The organism is Streptomyces sp. NPDC002133, assembly GCF_040296405.1.
GTDB lineage: Bacteria > Actinomycetota > Actinomycetes > Streptomycetales > Streptomycetaceae > Streptomyces.
The window spans coordinates 37,158-54,192 of sequence record NZ_JBEOXF010000052.1 but is presented as its reverse complement, the minus strand read 5'-3'; the positions used below and the strand labels follow the sequence as shown (position 1 = coordinate 54,192).

Sequence of the window (17,035 nt, the reverse complement as noted above, 5' to 3'; positions counted from 1 at the left end):
TCGCTGTTGGTGATGACGTCGGTCAGTGGACGGGCGAGGAGTGGGTCGAGGGCGGCGACGGCCTCGTCGTAGGCGGCGGCGAAGGCCGGGAACGCTTTGTACAACTCCCGTCCCATGCCTGTTCGCTGGCTGCCCTGCCCGGTGAACAGGAACGCCAGCTTCCCCGGCTCCGCCGTGCCGGTCACCACGTCGGCGGCGGGTATGCCGTCCGCCAAGGCGCGTACACCGCCGATCAGCCGCGCCGCATCCGAACCGACCACGACGGCGCGGCGGTCGAAGGCCGTACGGGACGAGGCCAGCGACAGGCCCAGGTCGGCGGCGCTGTGCCCGGGATGCCGCTCGACGTGGGCCGTCAGGCGCTCGGCCTGGGCCCGCAGGGCAGCGTCGCTCTGCCCGGAGATCACCCAGGGCAGCACAGCGGGGACAGCGGTGACAGCGGGGAAGGCCGGCGCAGCTGGGACTGCCCGGACAGCGGGGGCCGCCGTCGCAGCCGGAGCCGACTCGCCCGCCCGGGACCGTTCGGTGTCAGGTGCCTCGGAGACGACCAGATGGCAGTTGGTGCCGCCCATGCCGAACGAGCTGACGCCCGCGATCAGTTCACGGTCCGGGTGCGGCCACGCGCTCAGTTCGCGCTGCACGGCAAGGCCGAGCTCGGGCAGCGGAATCCGCGGGTTCGGCGTCTCGAAGTTGAGGCTCGGCGGGAGCTCGCGGTGCGAGAGGGCGAGCAGCACCTTGACCAGGCCCGCGATGCCCGCGGCGCCTTCCAGGTGGCCGATGTTGGTCTTGACCGAGCCGACACGCAGTGCCGAGTCCGCGTCCCGCCCTGCGCCGAGGGCCGCGCCGAGCGCCGCCGCCTCGACCGGGTCGCCGACCGGGGTGCCCGTGCCGTGGAGCTCCACGTACTGGACGGCCCGCGGGTCGACGCCGGCCCGCTCGTACGCCAGCCGCAGGACCTGCTCCTGGGCGGCGGCGCTGGGCCGGGTCAGGACCTCGGTGGCCCCGTCGTTGTTGACCGCGCCGGCGCGGATCACGCCGTGGATCCGGTCGCCGTCGGCGAGGGCACGGGCCAGCGGCTTGAGGATCACCACGGCGCAGCCCTCGCCGGGCACGAAACCGTTGGCGCGGGCGTCGAAGGCGTAGGTCGTGCCGTCGGGCGAGAGCGCGCCGAAACGTTCCTCCGTTACGACGTTCTCGGCGAGGAGGTTCAGATTGACGCCGACGGCGACGGCCGTCGCCGACTCGCCGCTGCGCAGGCTCTCGCAGGCGAGATGGACGGCGACGAGCGACGAGGACTGGGCGGCGTCCACGGTGAGGCTCGGGCCCCGCAGACCCAGGTGGTACGAGACGCGGTTGGCGATGACGCCCCGGTTCACGCCCGTCATCGTGTGCTGGGTGACGGCCTTGGTCCCGTACTGGTAGAGCAGGCCGGCGTAGTCGTCGCGCAAGGTGCCGACGAAGACGGAGGTCGGGGTGTCCCGAAGCGTGGAGGGGACGATCCCGGCGTCCTCCAGCGCCTCCCAGGTGAGTTCGAGCACCAGTCGCTGCTGTGGATCCATCGCGGCGGCTTCGCGGGGCGAGATCCCGAAGAAGCCGGCGTCGAAGTCCTCTACGCCGTCGAGGAATCCGCCGCGCAGACCCGTGGGTACCCCGGCCTCCGGGGCCCAACGGCCCTCGGGGGCTTCGGAGACGGCACTCGATCCGGTGTGCAGGAGCTCCCAGAAGGCCGTGTGATCCGCCGCTCCCGGCAGCCGGCAGGAAAGCCCGACGACAGCGATCGAATCATTGTGCTCCACAGCTGACCCCCACAAAGCATTAAGCGATTCGTATTCGGCTTTCACCGACCCTACTAGGGGATTCATTGGCCCCCGCCAGTGCGCGGTAATGTGCCGGTAACTCAATGCATTACCTGGCGATGTATAGCCGGTGTGTCGCTGCGGGATAAGTTTTCGCCGAGTTCGTGGAATGCCTTGTCCCTCAATCGAGCGGGAGTAATTCGCCATGGCAGCGAATCAGGACACTGCAGATGCTCGTGCACAGCGCACGCGCGACGTCGAGGAGCATGTGGCGCACTATGTGCGGGTGTTCAACGCCGGCGACGTCGACGCGGTGAACGAGATGTACACGGAGGAGGCCGTTGCGGTCTGGGAGCCGGGCAAGCCGATCTCCGGCCAGGAGCGGAAGGATTCGGTCCGGGAATTCCTGGCGGCGGGTCCGAAGATGGAAGCGAAGATCCGCCACTCGTACGTGACGCCCGACACCGCCCTGCTCGTCGTGGACTGGAACATCGAGAGCAAGGACAAGGACGGGGCGCCGGAGCGTTTCGAGGGTGTCGGTCTCGACGTCCTGCGTCGTGGCAGCGACGGCACATGGCGTTACGCGATCGACGAGCCGTTCAGCGAGGTCTGAGCGGAGCGCTCCGACGAGGCCGCGCAAGGCGGCCGAGCAAGGCCGAACGAGGACGGCGTCCGGGAATCCCCCGGACGCCGTCCTCGTGTGCCCCTGTGCCCCTGTGCCCCTGTGCCCCTGTGCCCCTGTGCGCCTCTGCGGCTGCCCGTTTGCGTGTTTGTTGATTTGTTCCGTTTGTTGCGCAAGGGCGTCAGCCCGCATCCTCCGGCTGCCAGATCCTGCTCCTCATGTCCCGGCCGCGTAGGACCTGCACACGGAACGGATCCATGCGCAGCAGCCCGTACTCCGGATCCGTCGGCCCGCCCTTCCAGTAGTGGATCGGGTCGTAGCCGACACCGGGCGGGGAGCCCTTCCGGTACAGCTCCCACACGTCCCGCTTGACGTTCTCGTCCTCCACCCATCGCGCCACGCTGTCGACGTAGGCGGCGTTCTGCCGCGGACTCCAGTACGAGCACGTGACATGCGGGTTGTTGCGGATGTGGGCGGTCTTCACGGGCGTCTTGTACGCGGCGATCCAGCCGACCGGGCGGCCGTCGACGACCTCCCAGATCGGCAGCAGCACCCGTGCGCGCGGCCGCCCCTTCCTGTCGACGGTGATCAGCGAACAGTAGACGATGTCCTTGACGTACTGGTGGAACTCGTCCTGCAGTTCGGCGAATTCCTCTACTCGCGTCGCCACGGTCCTGTGTCCTCGTCCTTCTCGGATCTCGGAGTTCTGTCGGTAGTTCCTGCAGGGGTCACCTGGACGCGATCACGGTCGCCTGCTCGGCCGCCCGGAAACCGGTCTCGATCGCGCCGTCCACAAAGCCGTGCCAGCCGTTCGCGATGCCGTCGTTGGCGAAGGTGACACGGCCGTGCGGCTGCTGGAGCTCCGGAAGCCGGAACAGCTGGCCGGGCCTGCGCAGCGCCCAGCCGCCGAGCGCGTACGGGTCGCGGCCCCAGTCGTGCGCCTTGTAGGCCACGAGCTCGGCCTGCGGAAGCAGCCGGGCCAGCAGGTCCCGTATGTGGTCCGGCCGGGACGGGTCGAAGTCCGGGTGCTGGCTGTAGCCGGTCAGCAGCTGCTCGCCGTCGTCGAGCACGGCGTGCGTGAACATCGGTGTGAGCAGGCCGCCCTCGTCGTCGCGCACATGCACAGGACCGAAGCCGCCGCGCACCCGCAACCAGACGCGGCTGCTGTGCGGCACGCTGATGCCCTGCGCGGCCACCTCGGCGTGCGCGGCGGGCAGGCCCGGCTCGAAGTCGATGGTCCGCCATACGTTCGTGGGCGTGGCGACCACGGCGACCGGGGCGGAGAACCGCTTCCCCGACGCGGTGGTCACGTGTACGAGCCGGCCGTCGTCGGCGATGCGGGTGACGGGCGTGTGGAGATGCAGCCGCGCCTGCGCGTCGTTGAGGATCTCCTGGGCCAGGGCCGACATGCCGGACGCCGGGGCCTGGCCCTCGATGGTGATCCAGCCGGCCAGTTCGCCGCCCGCCAGCTGCCACCACTGGGCGAGGGCCTCGTACGCGCCGTTCTTGCTGTAGCCGCCGGAGAAGCCGGCCACCAGCGTGTTGATCCATTTGTCGTCGCGCGGGGCGAGCTCCAGCCCGTCGAGGCGCTCGCGCAGCGACTGCCCGGCGACGGCCCGGATCCTCTCCCCGGCGGCGAGCGGGTCGTGCGGATCGGGGAGGAGCTCGTCGGAGCGCTCGAAGATGATGGTCAGCAGCTCGCCGAGGCGGCCCAGGGCTTCACCGCCGTCGAACGATTCGAGCTTCCCGTCCCCGGTGGGGAAGACGGCCCACTCCGGCACCGGCAGGACGTCCTTGACCAGCGGAATGCCGTACCGCCCGAGCTCCTTCATCGCGAGCTCCTGGCGGGGCGAGAACCAGCCGCCGCCGTACTCGATCATCACACCGTCGAACGTGTCCGTCCATGTGCGCCCGCCGATGCGGTGGCGCGCCTCCAGCACGAGCGGCCGCAGCCCCCGGGCGTTGAGCTCACGTGCGGCGGTGACCCCGGCAAAGCCGGCGCCGATGACTATCGCGTCGAATTCACGATCATTTGTCATGGTGCCTCTCTTCGGCAGAAGGAGCGGAAGCGTAGGGGCTGTTTGGCGCCAACCTAACCGTGCCCGCTATTGCCTGCGGTCATGGACCGGTAATCTATTCGGGAGAAAAAGACATACGATCCGTTGATTACCGTGCAGTGGGCGGCGTCTGCAATGCTTGATGAGCGCGGTGAGTCGGTGATGGCCGGGCCCCGCATACCTTGGCCGGGAGAGCCAGTCGACGATTCTCCCCCAAGGATTCAAGGGAGTTGCCGCAATGCCGAATCTGAAGACAAACCGCGCCGTCGTGCTCGGCGGAAGCATGGCGGGACTGTTAGCGGCTCGTGTCCTGGCGGACTCGTTCGCCGAAGTCGTCGTGGTCGACCGCGACATACTCGCCGGAGTGACCGAACCTCGGCGCGGTGTGCCGCAGGGCCGTCAGGTGCACGGACTGCAGGCCAGGGGACAGCAGATCATCGAAGAGCTGTTTCCCGGAATGACGAAGCAGATCGTCGCCGACGGCGGAGCGGTCGGCGACATGGGCGAGAACATCCGCTGGTATCTGAACGGGAAGCGCCTGGCGAAGGCGCAGACCGGTCTCACGGCGCTGACCGTCACCCGCCCCTTCTTCGAGAGCCACGTCCGGAACCGGGTCCTGGACACACCGCGGATCTCCTTCCTCGAGGAGCACGACGTCGTAGGCCTGGAGGCCACGGCCGACCGCGGCCGGATCACCGGAGTCCGGGTGTCGCGGCACGGCGCGGAGGGAGGCGGGACGCGGGTCCTCGACTCCGACCTGGTCGTCGACGCCACTGGGCGCGGTTCGCGCACGCCCGTCTGGCTGCAGGAGCTGGGCTACGAGCGGGTCGAGGAGGAGCGCAGGAAGATCGGACTGGGCTATGCCTCCCGCCTCTACCGGATCCGCGAAGACCCCTACGAGAAGGACGAGATATCCATCGCGGTCGTCTCCTCACCCACTGCCCCGCGCGGCGCGATAGCCGCGAAGCAGGAGGGCGGCCAGGTGATCGTCACCGCGTACGGAATCCTCGGCGACCATCCCCCGGCAGATCCCGAGGGCTTCGACGCCTTCGTCCGGTCCCTGCGACTCCAGGACATCCACGAGACGGTCCAGGGACTCGAACCCGTCGGCGACCCCGTCGCGTACCGCTTCCCCGCCAATCAGCGCCGCCGCTACGAGACCATGACCCGCTTCCCCGACGGCCTGCTGGTCACCGGCGACGGCGTGTGCAGCTTCAACCCGGCGTACGCGCAGGGCATGGCGGTCGCCGCCCTCGCCGCGCTCACCATCCGCCGGCACGTCTCGGCCGACGCGCCGCTCGACCCGCTGCAGTACCTCCGCGACCTGGCCCGAGAGTCCGTCGACGGACCGTGGGAACTGATGGTCGGCGGCGACCTGGCCTTCCCCGGCGTCGAGGGGGAGCGGACCCCGAAGACCCGGCTCTTCCTCGCCTACATGTCGTTGGTGCAGAAGGCCGCCGTGCACGACGAGGACGTCACTCGCGCCTTCCTGCGGGTGTTCGGCCTCGTCGACGCCCCCGACGCGCTCCTGGAGCCCGGCCTGATGCATCGCGTCCTGCGGGCGTCCGGGGCCGCCGAGAGTGCCGGGATCGAGTTGTAGAGATCCGGACAAGGAGAACAGCAATGTCAGCCTGGGATGCCGACGCACCGGTCGCGGACAGCCCCGACCGGTCGGTCGAGGAGCATGTGCGCCGCTACATCGCCACCAACGGCCAGAGCGGCTACATGGAGGGTGGCTGCACCAATCTCATCCTCACCTACAAGGGCCGCAGGAGCGGCAAGCTCTACCGCACCGGCCTGTTCTTCGGCGAGGACGACGGCCGCTGCATCCTCGTGGCATCCGGCTCGGCCATCACGCACACGCATCCCCAGTGGTACCTGAACGTGGTCGCGAACCCGGAGGTACAGGTGCAGGTCCTCGCGGAGAGGTTCGCCGTCCGTGCGTCCACCGCGGAGGGCGAGGAGCGGGCACGTCTGTGGAAGCTGATGACCGACCAGGCCCCCATTTACCACACGTACGAAGCCAGGACCCGCCGTGTCATTCCGGTCGTCGTCCTCGAGCGCATCTGACCAACCGCATCCGACCAGCCGCATCTGTCCCGGCGCATCCGAGCAGGCGCATCCGACCACGCGCATCCGACGAGGAGAGTAATGAGCAAGTACGCGGGCAAGAAGGCCGTCATCACCGGGGGCACCCACGGCATGGGCCTCGGCGTCGCCAAGGCCCTCCTGGACGAGGGCGCGGAAGTCCTCGTCACCGGCCTCAACGAGAAGAACATCGAAGCGGCGCGTGCCGAGCTGAAGGGCCGGGCCGCGCACGTCGTGCGCTCCGACGCCGCCCGCATCGACGAGGTCAGGGCGCTGCGCGGCACCGTCGAGGAGAAGCTCGGCCGTATCGACTTCGTCCACGTCAACGTCGGCATCGCCGAGCTCGTGCCCTACGACCAGGTCACCGAGGAGGGCTACGACCGCATCTTCGACATCAACACCAAGGGCGCCTTCTTCACGGTGCAGCAGCTCGCACCGCTGATCGACGACGGCGGCGCGGTGCTCTTCACCACCTCGATCGCCGACAACATGGGGTACCCGGGCATCACGGTCTACGGCGGCGCCAAGGCGGCCCTGCGCACCTTCGCCAAGGGCTTCGCCGCCGAGCTGATGCCGCGCGGAATCCGCGTCAACTCGCTGAGCCCGGGGCCGATCAAGACCCCGTCCATGGGCTACCCGGCGATGCCCGACGAGGAGAAGGACGCCCACGAGAAGGAGATGAACGAGATCAGCCCGATGAAGCGGCACGGCACGATCTCGGAGATCGCCGCGGCCACGCTGTTCCTCGCCTTCGAGGCCACCTTCACCACCGGCGTCGAGCTGGTCGTCGACGGCGGCCTCGCCCAGGGCATCATCCCCGCCGCCGCGTGACGTCCGCCTGCTCGACCCACGGCTCACCGCCTCCACGACGGCTCTGCCGGTCACGGAGGCGGTGAGCCGTCCTCCGCGGACGGCCCGGGCCGCGCAGCCGTCACCCGCAGAGCGACGACAGCTCCACGCCCCATCCCGGCTCCGCGCCCGCGCCGAACGCGGCCTCGAAGTCCTCGTCCCCGAGAGCCGCCCGCACCACCGCCGTCACCCGGTCCACATCGCCCCGCTCCGCCGCCGGCAGTGGAGCGCCCACCGACGCGCGTGCCGCCGCGGCGGCCCCCAGCAGCCGGGCGGCCCGTGCATGACGCCCCGCCAGCGCATGCGCACCGGCGAGTCCCTCCAGTGCCAGGGCGATCGCCCGAGGATCGCCGGTGTCCCGCGCCGCGGCCAGCCCGTCCTCGTGGAGGGCCAGCGCCCCCTGAGCGTCCCCGTGCAGCTCCGCGATGAAGCCGAGCTCGGCAAGGATCAGCGCCGCACCGTACTCCGCGTCGAACTGTCTGTTCCACTCCAGCCAGTTCCGCAGATGGGCCTCCGCCTCGTCCAGCCGTCCCTGGCGCCGCGCGCCCAGAGCGAGCCCCACCTCCGCGAACTCCTCGGCCGGCCTGTCCCCCTGCTCGACCGCCAGTCGGCGACCCCGCTCATGGAACTCCTCCGCGCGGGCATGGTCCCCCGTCAGCAGAGCGATCCGGCCGAGTTCCGACCACCGGACGGACGCCTCCGTCCACAGCCCGAGGTCCTCCGCCACACGCAGACCGTCCCGGTGCCACCGGCCCGCCGACGCGTAGTCCCCGGCGATCTCGGCCAGCCTGCCGAGCACCGCCATCGCCTGCAACTGCCCCCACCGGTCGCCGACTTCGCGGAACAGGGCCAGGCTCTCCTCGCCGTCCCGCCGGGACAGCTTCAGGTCACCGCACACGTACCGCTGCATGCCGCGCGTGCTGAGGACGGCCGCGATGCCCCAGCGGTCGTCCAGCGCACGGAACTCGGCCAGCACCCGGTCCGTCAGGTACTCGCCCACCGCCATGTCACCGAACTTGGTCATGGCGAAGCCGAGGAACCAGCCCGCCCTGGCGCGCTCGTGCGGGTCGCCGATGTCCTCGTACAGCGTCCGTACGGCACCGCCCTCCCAGGCGGGGTCGGCCTCGTCGCCCGACAGCATGCTCATCCCGGCCCGCCACGCCACTGCCGGCTCCACGGAGGTGCCGGGCGCACGAGGTGCGCCCGGCGACTCGGGCGCGCCGGCAGGCGTACCACCAGCCGCACCACCGGGCACGGCCAGCGCCATGGCCAGCGAACGCTTCGCCTCGGTCAGACGTCCGCGCAGGAACCAGTACCAGCTCATCGCCCGCACCAGCCGCAGCGCCACGGCCGCGTCACCGTCGGCTGCGGCGCCGTCGAGCGCGCTGCGGACGTTCGCCGTCTCGACGTCCAGCCGCCGCAGCCACCGCTGCTGGTCCGCGCCGCGCAGGAACGCGTCGGCGCCCTCCGCGAACGAGACGTAGTAGTGGGCATGAGCGCGCCGCACCTGCTCGTGGTCGCTCGCCCGCAGTCGCTCCAGGCAGTACGCCGCCACCGACTCCAGCAGCCGGTACCGGGGACCGTCGGCGTCGTGCGCGACCAGGACCAGTGAGCGGTCCACGAGCCGGGCCAGCAGGTCCACCACCTCGGACGGCTTCACACCGTTCCCGGCACAGACCGTTTCGGCGGCCTCCAGCGTGCAGCCGTCGGAGTGCACCGCCAGCCGCCGCAGCACGATCTGCTCGGCGGCCGTGAGCAGTTCCCAGCTCCAGTCGATCATCGCCCGCAGTGTCTGCTGCCGCGCCGGAGCGCCCCGGTGTCCGCCCGTCAGCAGCCGGAACCGGTCGTCGAGACGCTCCGCGAGCTCCTGCACACCCAGCACCCGCACCCGTGTGGAGGCCAGCTCCAGGGCGAGCGGAATCCCGTCCAGACGCCGGCAGATCGCCGCCACCGCACCCGCGTTCTCCTCGGTGATCGCGAAACCGGGCGACACGGCCGCCGCCCTCGCCTCGAACAGCTGGACCGCGCTCGACTGCCGCAGCACCGACGGCGCGGCGGCGGGCGCCGGGAGGTCCAGCGGCGGCACCGACCACAGTCGCTCACCGGCGATGTCCAGCGGCTCCTGGCTGGTGGCCAGGATCCGTACGTCCGGCGCGCCCCGCAGCAGCGCCTCCGCCAGCCGCGCGGCCGGTTCGACGACGTGCTCGCAGTTGTCCAGGACCAGCAGCAGCCGCTTTCCGCGCAGCGCCCCGGCCAGGCGGTCGATCAGCGTGTGGGGCCGCCCGGCGGGCATGGGCCCGGGGCTCGTGTCGTCCCGTATCCCCAGGGTGGCGGCGACCACCTCGGCCAGTGCGTCCACCGAGTCGGCAGGACCCGGCTCGGCGGGATGCGCCTGTGTGGCCAGCTCCACCAGCCAGGCACCGTCCGCGAAGGACCCGGCCAGCCGGGTCGCGATCTCCACGGCGAGACGTGTCTTGCCGACCCCGCCGGGGCCGGTCAGGGTCACCAGCCTGCCGGACTCCAGCATGCCGCGGACCTCGGACACCGACTCCGACCGCCCGATCAGATCGGTCACCGGGGTGGGCAGGTTCGTCCGGGGACGGGGCGGCGCCGCGGCGTCCACGGGCGTCGCCGGCAGGCCCGGGTCCTGCCGCAGGATCTCCCGGTGCAGCGCCACCAGCTCGGTGCCCGGTTCGAGGCCCAGCTCCTCGTCCAGGCGGCGCCGGAGCTCGTGGTAGCTGTCCAGGGCCTCGCTCGGGCGCCCCGCCCCGTACAGCGCACGCATGTGGGCGGCGCGCAGGCGCTCCCGCAGCGGATGCCGGCCCGCGAGATCGCCCAGCTCCCCGGCCAGCAGGCTGTGTTCGCCCAGTTCCAGGCGGGCTTCGGCCTGCTCCTCCAGCGCCAGCAGGCGCTGCTCCTCGAGCCGGGCCACCGCCGCACGGACGAACGGCTCGTCCGCGAAGTCGGCGAACGCGGGCCCGCGCCACAGCGACAGCGCCTCGGTCAGCAGGGAGGCCCGCTCGTGCGCACCGTCCGCCGTACGGGCCCGGCGGGTCAGCGCGACGAACCGGTCCGAGTCCACCGAGCCGTCCGCGACGCCCAGCAGATACCCCGGCGGGCGGTGGACCACGAGGCCCCGGCCCCCGGCCCGGGTCAGGGCGCGCCGCAGCCGCGACACCCGGGTCTGCAGCGCTCCGGCGGGGTTGGCCGGCTGCTCCTCGCCCCAGAGGTCCTCGACGAGCCGGTCCGCGGAGACGACCCGGCCCGGGTCCACCAGCAGAGCCGCGAGCAGAGCGCGGACCTTGGACTCCGGTACGACGACAAGTTCGCCGTCCGCCGTCCAGACGGCCAACGGACCCAGTACCCCGAAACGCATGGCAGTCACCGTAGTGCGGGCCGGTCATCGCCTGGTGTGTCAGCGCACCGGCGGTGCACCGGCAGCACCTCCGGCGGTGCACCTACGGCACATCGACGGCGTTCCGACAGCGGACCGACAGCCGACCTCAAGGGCCCGCGCGCAGGGTTGCTCCCGCCGGAAGACCCCGGCGTCACAGATCGCAAGCACCACACGTGAACAGGGAGACAACCATGAGCAGGTTCGCGGGCAAGAAGGCCGTCGTCACCGGGGGGACGCACGGAATGGGCCTGGCGATCGTCAAGGCACTGCTCGAGGGAGGAGCCGAGGTCGTCCTCACCGGCCGCAACGAGAAGAAGATCGAGGAGGCGCGGACCGAGGTGAAGTCCGGCGAGGCGCACGTCGTGCGCTCCGACGCCGCCAGCATGGCCGACATCAAGGCCCTCGCCGACTTCGTGCAGGAGAAGCTGGGGCGCGTCGACTGGCTCTTCGTGAACCACGGCATCGCCGAGGTGCAGAGCCTCGAGGAGGTGACGGAGGAGTCCTGGGACCGGCACTTCAACGTCAACACCAAGGGTGCCTTCTTCACGGTGCAGAGCCTGTCACCCCTCATCAACGAGGGCGGCTCGATCGTCTTCACCACGGTCGCCAACGACCTCATCTACCCCGGCATCAGCGCCTACTCCGCGTCGAAGGACGCAGTGCGCGCGTTCGCCCACGTACTCGCGGCGGAGTTCCTGCCCCGCAGGATCCGGGTGAACTCGCTGGCCCCCGGCTTCATCAAGACCCCGACCATGGGCGTCGCCGGACTGACGGACGAGGAGCGCCGCGAGTTCGAGAAGCAGGGTGACGAGACGACTCCGCTGCGGCGCAACGGCACGGTCGAGGAGGTCGCGGCGGCCGCGCTGTTCCTCGCCGCCGACGCGACTTTCACCACCAACGTCGAGTTCCCCGTCGACGGCGGCTTCGCGCAGGGCCTGCTCAGCGCCGCCCACTGACTGCCGCGCCCGATCCCTCCGCGCCTGATCAGGACCTGACCGATCGCACGCCGGACCCCGTGCGAGCGGGGTCCGGCAACCCTCTTGAACACCCGAAGACCCGAACGCGCGAACGCCGGAACACCCGAACACCTTGGACACGAGGACGGAAGGCCATTGCCATGTCTACGAATGCTGTCTCACCCACTCCGCGCGCCGGACGGCGTGAATGGGCAGGGCTGGCGATGCTGGCGCTGCCCAGCATCCTGCTGTCCCTCGACGTGACCCTGCTGCACCTCGCCGTACCCCATCTGGGAGCCGCACTCGAGCCGAGCAGCACCCAGATGTTGTGGATCATCGACATCTATGCGTTCATGATCGCCGGATTCCTGGTCACCGCGGGCAGCCTCGGCGACCGCATCGGCCGCCGCAAGCTGCTGCTGGGCGGCGCCACGGCCTTCGGGATCGCCTCGGTGCTGGCCGCCTACGCGAACAGCGCGGAGATGCTCATCGCCGCCCGCGCCCTGCTCGGCATCGCCGGCGCGACCCTGATGCCCTCCACCCTCGCCCTGATCACCAACATGTTCCAGGACGCCAAGGAGCGCGGCACCGCCATCGGCATCTGGGCCGCCAGCTTCTCGGTCGGCATCGCGCTCGGCCCGGTGGTCGGCGGCGCCATGCTGCAGGTCTTCTGGTGGGGTTCGGTCTTCCTCGTCGCCGTACCCGTCATGGTCCTGTTGCTGATCACCGGACCGGTCCTGCTTCCCGAGCACAAGGACGAGAACGCCGGCCGCATCGACATCGTCAGTGTCCTGCTGTCCCTGGCCGCGATCCTGCCGATCGTCTACGGCGTCAAGGAGATCGCCAAGTACGGGATGGAGTCCGGGTCGGTGATCGCCGTCGTCGTCGGCCTGGTCTTCGGCGTCGTCTTCGCCCGCCGCCAGCTGCGGCTCGACGACCCGATGCTGGACCTCAGCCTCTTCCGCAGCCGCGCCTTCAGCGTCGCCCTGGGTGTCATGCTCTTCGCCGCCGTCGCGATGGGAGGCATCTACCTCTTCGTGACCCAGTACCTGCAGATGGTCGCCGGGCTCTCCCCGCTGCACGCCGGTCTGTGGCTGCTCCCCGCCGCCGGTCTGCTCATCGGCTCGTCGATGCTCGCCCCCGTCCTGGCCCGCCGCCTGCGGCCGGGCACGGTCACCGGAATCGGCCTGATCCTCTCGGCCATCGGCTACGTGATCCTCACCCAGGCCGACCCGGCCGACAGCGGACTGGCCTACGTCCTCGTCGGTTTCAGCTTCGTCTACACCGGGATCGCGCCCATCATGGCGATGAGCGTGTCCCTCATCGTCGGCTCCGCACCCGAGGAGAAGGCGGGCGCCGCCTCCGCCCTGCAGCAGACCAGCAGCGACTTCGGTCTGGCGGTGGGCATCGCCGCCCTCGGCAGCCTGGGCACCACCGTCTACCGCAACGGGGTCACCGGCGAACTCCCGGCCGACACCCCGGCCTCCGTCGCCGACGCCACCCGCGACACCCTCGCCAAGGCGCTCGAGGCCATCCAGGGCCTGCCCGGCTCGCTGGCCGACCGGATCATCACCCCGGCCCGCGAGGCCTTCGCGTCCGGGCTCAACACCATCGCCGTCATCAACGCGGTGCTGGTCACCGCGCTTGCGGTCCTCGCGGTCACCATGCTGCGCCATGTCCCGCCGACCGGCTCGACCGCACCCGAGGCGCCCGCCGACGAGCCCCTCGCCGCCGCGGACGAGACGGTGAGGCCGGCGCAGCCCGCCGCCGCCGAGCGGTAGGGAGCCGCCGCGCGCGTTCCAGCCGCGCACGCAACACCCGACGCCGATCCGATCCCGGTGCCGGACCGGCCGCAAAGGCCCGGTCCGGCACCGGGATCGAGTGTTTCTGGGGCGGGCGGCGGGCCGGATGCCGGGTTGCGGACGCCTGTTCTTCCCGCACAAGGACGGAGACAAACCCTCCAATTACCTTTGGGCGACCGCGAGTTCCCGGCCCGACTGTAGGTTTCCGTAGGCCAAAAACAAACCACTCAGCCGCTTTTGCTGAGGCGGCTGCCCGCAACCTACGGAAACAGGTGACGTCATGAGTTCTCGCACCTCCTCGGAGCGGAGTACGGCTCCCCGCACCATCGGGCGCCGCTCGCTCCTCAAGGCGACCGCCGCGACCACCGCCGCCTCGGCGATCGGCGTCGCCACCGCCGGCCCCAGCCGGGCGGCCGATGACGTGATGACCGACGTCGTTGTCGTCGGCGCCGGGTACGCGGGCGGCACTGCGGCGCGCGAACTGAGCGCCAAGGGCCTGAACGTCGTGGTCCTGGAGGCGCGCAACCGCATAGGCGGCCGCATCTGGACCGACACGTTCGCCGGCCGGCAGATCGACCTCGGCGGCAGCTGGGTCAGCCCCGACCACACGCTCGTCACCAAGGAGTTCCAGCGCTACGGCATCACGACCGTCCCGGAGCTCGCGAACACCAGCTCGGTCATGCCGGCCGCGAACGGCTTCCAGACCCTCACGCCCGCCGAGGCGGGGGCCCGCATGGACGGGCTGCTGACGAAGTTCTTCGCCGGCTCGGAGCAGTACTTCCCACGCCCCCATGACCCGCTGTACCGCAAGGATCTGCTGAAGAACGTGGACCCGCTGTCCTTCCGCGACCGCATCGCGCAGCTCGGCCTCGACGACGTCGACACGAAGTGGCTCGCCGGCTACACCGCGGCGTACGTCGGCGGTGACAACTCCCGCGGAGCGCTGACCGCGCTGGCCCAGTGGTGGGCGCTCGGCAACTGGAGCATCGAGGGCTGGCACAACCAGATGGGCTTCAAGCCCACCACCGGCATGACCGCGCTGTTGCAGAAGATGCTCGCGGGATCGACGGCCAAGGTGCGCCTCAGCATGCCCGTCACGGCGATCACCGAGCAGTACAACCGGGTGCGGGTGAAGGCCGCGAGCGGGCAGGTGTTCAACGCCGCCGCGGTCGTCGTCGCGGTGCCGGTCAACGTGTGGAAGACCATCACCTTCAACCCGGGCCTGCCGTCCGTGCACGCCGCGGCGGCCCAGGAGGGCGTCGGAGTCCCGCTCGGCACGAAGCTCTGGATCCAGCTGGGCGGCCAGGTCGACGCCGTCTACGGCCAGGGCACCGAGACCTCGCCGCTGCCGATGCTGATTCCGGAGCGCCCGCTGCCCGGCGGCGGACGGATGATGATCGGTTTCGCCGGCCCCTCGCTCGACGTGGCCAGCAAGACGGCCGTCCAGAACGCCGTGCGCCAGTACATACCCGGCGCCACCGTGGTGGCGTACCGGTACCAGGAGTGGCACAAGGACCAGTGGTCGCGCGGAGGCTGGGGTCTGCGCCGCCCGGGCCAGCTGCTGAAGCAGCTCCCCGCGATCCAGCAGCCGCACGGCCGGATGGTCTTCGCGGGAGCGGACATCGCGACGGGCTGGAACGGATCGTTCATCGAGGGTGCCCTCGAATCCGGATTCCGTGCCGCCGACCAGGCCGCGGCACTGGCCCAGTGAGGCCGTGATGACCGAATGATGGACCGATCTCGATAGCGTCCCATTCACGTTCCGGTCCCATCCGCCAAGAAGATCTTCCAAGAAGTTGGGAGCAGGCTCACCATGTCCGTGGACACTGATCTTTACAGCCTCGAACTCACCGGTGACAGCGAGATTCAGAATGCGGCCTTCCTGCGTGCCTTCAACTCGGGCGACGGGGCGGCATTCGACCGGCTCTACCGCGACGACGCGATATCCAATCTCTCCGGAAAGCCGTTGAGCGGCCCCGAGCGCACCAAGGCCATCAAGGAACTCCTGGCCACAGGACCGTCCCTGGATTCCACCATCAAATACTCCTACACCGCGGGCGACACCATCCTCGTCGTCGTGGACTTCAACCTCGAAATCACCAATGACGAGGGAGAGCGGCAGAAGATCCACGGTACGTGCACCGACGTCCTGACCCGGGAGCCGAACGGCAGGTGGATGATGGCGATCGACCGTCCCGTGGCCGACGAACTGCCCGTGTGAAACGGACCGGGCCACATCCGATCTGGAGGAAAAGGAATTCATGACTGACATCGAGGTCGGGTCCGTGCTGGAAGCAGTGCGGGACATCGTGCCGACCCTCCGTGAGAACGGGCAGCGGGCCGAGGAGAACCGCTGGATCCCGGACGAGAACATCGACCTGATGGACAAGGCCGGTGTCTTCCGGACGGCCATGCCCCGTCGGTTCGGCGGGCTCGACTTCTCGGTGGAGGACCAGTGCAGGGTCCTGAGCGAGATCGGTCGCGGCTGCGGGTCCACCGCGTGGCTCGCGATGGTCTGGGTCTCCTCCGTCGGGCTGGCCACGCTCTATCCCGACAAGGCGCAGGAGGAGATCTTCGGGTCCGGGCCCGTCCGTATCTCCGGCGGCTTCACCCCGAGCGGTACGCTCACGCCGGCCGGGGGCGGTTACGTCCTCGACGGCACCTGGCGGTTCAACTCCGGCTGCCGCGCGGCGGACTGGAACATCGCCGCCGCGATCTGCGAGCGGCCGGACGGCTCCCACGAGGAGCTGATCGCGATCCTGCCGATGTCGGAGTTCACTGTCGCAGACGACTGGAACACCTCGTCGGCGTCGGCCACCGGGTCGTCGACGACGACGGCCAAGGGCGTCTTCGTCCCCGAGTACCGGGTCATCGGCTACGGCGACGCCATCTTCAACACCACTCCCGGCCGTGACGCCGAGGTGACGCCGGGCCGCAGGTACCGGCTGTTCTCCTACATCATGGCGGTGTGCGCGGCGGCGTACCTGGGCGTCGCCCGCGGGGCCTACGAGCTCTTCCTGGAGCGCGTCCCGGGCCGTGGCATCACGTACACCAACTGGAACGACCAGGCCCAGCACCCCCTCACGCAGATCCAGGTGGCCACCGCGGCCAACAAGCTGGCCGCCGCCGAGGGCCTGCAGGGCCAGATCCTGACGCTCCTCCAGGAGCGCGCCGAGGCCGACGCGGAACCGACGGACGCCGAGAAGGCCGACGTCCGGGGCAAGGCGGCGTTCGCCATCCAACTGGCGAAGGAGGCGGTGGAGATCCTCTACAACGCCGGTGGCGCCTCGGTGATCCAGCGCAGTGTCCCGCTGCAGCGGTTCCACCGTGACGCCCAGGGCCTCGCCCTCCACGGCATGCTCCTGCTCAGCACCAACCTGGAGGTCCAGGGGCGCGTGCTCCTCGGCCTCGACCCGGAGACCCCGTTCCTCTGATCGACGTCCGGACCCACGGACGGACGGACGGACCGGA

General features: G+C 70.3%; 13 protein-coding genes. 9 read left to right on the top strand and 4 right to left on the bottom strand.

Annotated elements, in window-relative coordinates:
* Positions 1-1,793: type I polyketide synthase (locus ABT078_RS33135; protein ID WP_502981426.1), on the bottom strand; the 1,793-nt coding region annotated here is incomplete at its 3' end.
* A gap of 205 nt (positions 1,794-1,998) precedes the next feature.
* Here ABT078_RS33135 and ABT078_RS33130 point away from each other — a divergent pair.
* Positions 1,999-2,406, top strand: a complete 408-nt coding sequence (locus ABT078_RS33130; protein ID WP_351234372.1) for a YybH family protein — start codon at positions 1,999-2,001, stop codon at positions 2,404-2,406.
* Between the two features lie 190 nt (positions 2,407-2,596).
* On the opposite strand, the gene ABT078_RS33125 is transcribed toward ABT078_RS33130, so the two are convergent.
* Both ABT078_RS33125 and ABT078_RS33120 read right to left on the bottom strand, forming a co-directional pair.
* A complete protein-coding gene (locus tag ABT078_RS33125) occupies positions 2,597-3,085 on the bottom strand; it encodes a pyridoxamine 5'-phosphate oxidase family protein (RefSeq protein ID WP_351234370.1) in 489 nt (162 codons plus the stop codon).
* A 58-nt stretch (positions 3,086-3,143) separates the two neighbouring features.
* Positions 3,144-4,454 carry a flavin monoamine oxidase family protein gene (locus ABT078_RS33120; protein WP_351234368.1) on the bottom strand — a complete coding sequence of 437 codons (1,311 nt, stop codon included), beginning with the start codon at positions 4,452-4,454 and terminating at the stop codon, positions 3,144-3,146.
* Positions 4,455-4,710: 256 nt separating this feature from the next.
* Between ABT078_RS33120 and ABT078_RS33115 the strand changes: the two genes are divergently transcribed.
* The 3 genes from ABT078_RS33115 to ABT078_RS33105 all read left to right on the top strand — a co-directional run bounded on the left by ABT078_RS33115 (position 4,711) and on the right by ABT078_RS33105 (position 7,391).
* The gene (locus ABT078_RS33115) at positions 4,711-6,072 is read left to right on the top strand and encodes an FAD-dependent oxidoreductase (protein ID WP_351234366.1); all 1,362 of its coding nucleotides are present in this window, start codon (positions 4,711-4,713) and stop codon (positions 6,070-6,072) included.
* 23 nt (positions 6,073-6,095) lie between these two features.
* A complete protein-coding gene (locus ABT078_RS33110) occupies positions 6,096-6,542 on the top strand; it encodes a nitroreductase family deazaflavin-dependent oxidoreductase (RefSeq protein ID WP_351234364.1) in 447 nt (148 codons plus the stop codon).
* 81 nt (positions 6,543-6,623) lie between these two features.
* On the top strand, positions 6,624-7,391 hold the full coding sequence (locus tag ABT078_RS33105; RefSeq protein WP_351234362.1) for an SDR family oxidoreductase: 768 nt from the start codon (positions 6,624-6,626) through the stop codon (positions 7,389-7,391).
* Positions 7,392-7,491: 100 nt separating this feature from the next.
* Here ABT078_RS33105 and ABT078_RS33100 read toward each other — a convergent pair whose 3' ends face one another.
* Positions 7,492-10,785 (bottom strand): AfsR/SARP family transcriptional regulator, encoded by a 3,294-nt coding sequence (locus ABT078_RS33100; RefSeq protein WP_351234360.1) that lies wholly within the window; start codon positions 10,783-10,785, stop codon positions 7,492-7,494.
* A gap of 212 nt (positions 10,786-10,997) precedes the next feature.
* Between ABT078_RS33100 and ABT078_RS33095 the strand changes: the two genes are divergently transcribed.
* The 5 genes from ABT078_RS33095 (at position 10,998) to ABT078_RS33075 (ending at position 16,998) form a co-directional block, all read left to right on the top strand.
* Positions 10,998-11,762, top strand: a complete 765-nt coding sequence (locus ABT078_RS33095) for an SDR family oxidoreductase (protein WP_351234358.1) — start codon at positions 10,998-11,000, stop codon at positions 11,760-11,762.
* Positions 11,763-11,923: 161 nt separating this feature from the next.
* Positions 11,924-13,543: an MFS transporter gene (locus tag ABT078_RS33090; RefSeq protein ID WP_351234356.1), complete on the top strand. Its 1,620-nt coding sequence runs from the start codon at positions 11,924-11,926 to the stop codon at positions 13,541-13,543.
* A gap of 301 nt (positions 13,544-13,844) precedes the next feature.
* On the top strand, positions 13,845-15,275 hold the full coding sequence (locus ABT078_RS33085) for a flavin monoamine oxidase family protein (RefSeq protein ID WP_351234354.1): 1,431 nt from the start codon (positions 13,845-13,847) through the stop codon (positions 15,273-15,275).
* Between the two features lie 102 nt (positions 15,276-15,377).
* The gene (locus ABT078_RS33080; RefSeq protein WP_351234352.1) at positions 15,378-15,785 is read left to right on the top strand and encodes a YybH family protein; all 408 of its coding nucleotides are present in this window, start codon (positions 15,378-15,380) and stop codon (positions 15,783-15,785) included.
* Positions 15,786-15,825: 40 nt separating this feature from the next.
* The gene (locus tag ABT078_RS33075) at positions 15,826-16,998 is read left to right on the top strand and encodes an acyl-CoA dehydrogenase family protein (RefSeq protein WP_351234350.1); all 1,173 of its coding nucleotides are present in this window, start codon (positions 15,826-15,828) and stop codon (positions 16,996-16,998) included.
* Positions 16,999-17,035 lie beyond the last annotated feature (37 nt).

Bases quoted from the DNA above. Each gene is read 5' to 3' on its own strand.
- ABT078_RS33115 (WP_351234366.1), top strand. From the start codon at position 4,711: ATGCCGAATCTGAAGACAAACCGCGCCGTCGTGCTCGGCGGAAGCATG.
- ABT078_RS33075 (WP_351234350.1), top strand. From the start codon at position 15,826: ATGACTGACATCGAGGTCGGGTCCGTGCTGGAAGCAGTGCGGGACATC.
- ABT078_RS33110 (WP_351234364.1), top strand. From the start codon at position 6,096: ATGTCAGCCTGGGATGCCGACGCACCGGTCGCGGACAGCCCCGACCGG.
- ABT078_RS33130 (WP_351234372.1), top strand. From the start codon at position 1,999: ATGGCAGCGAATCAGGACACTGCAGATGCTCGTGCACAGCGCACGCGC.
- ABT078_RS33105 (WP_351234362.1), top strand. From the start codon at position 6,624: ATGAGCAAGTACGCGGGCAAGAAGGCCGTCATCACCGGGGGCACCCAC.
- ABT078_RS33080 (WP_351234352.1), top strand. From the start codon at position 15,378: ATGTCCGTGGACACTGATCTTTACAGCCTCGAACTCACCGGTGACAGC.
- ABT078_RS33120 (WP_351234368.1), bottom strand. From the start codon at position 4,454: ATGACAAATGATCGTGAATTCGACGCGATAGTCATCGGCGCCGGCTTT.
- ABT078_RS33090 (WP_351234356.1), top strand. From the start codon at position 11,924: ATGTCTACGAATGCTGTCTCACCCACTCCGCGCGCCGGACGGCGTGAA.
- ABT078_RS33095 (WP_351234358.1), top strand. From the start codon at position 10,998: ATGAGCAGGTTCGCGGGCAAGAAGGCCGTCGTCACCGGGGGGACGCAC.
- ABT078_RS33100 (WP_351234360.1), bottom strand. From the start codon at position 10,785: ATGCGTTTCGGGGTACTGGGTCCGTTGGCCGTCTGGACGGCGGACGGC.
- ABT078_RS33085 (WP_351234354.1), top strand. From the start codon at position 13,845: ATGAGTTCTCGCACCTCCTCGGAGCGGAGTACGGCTCCCCGCACCATC.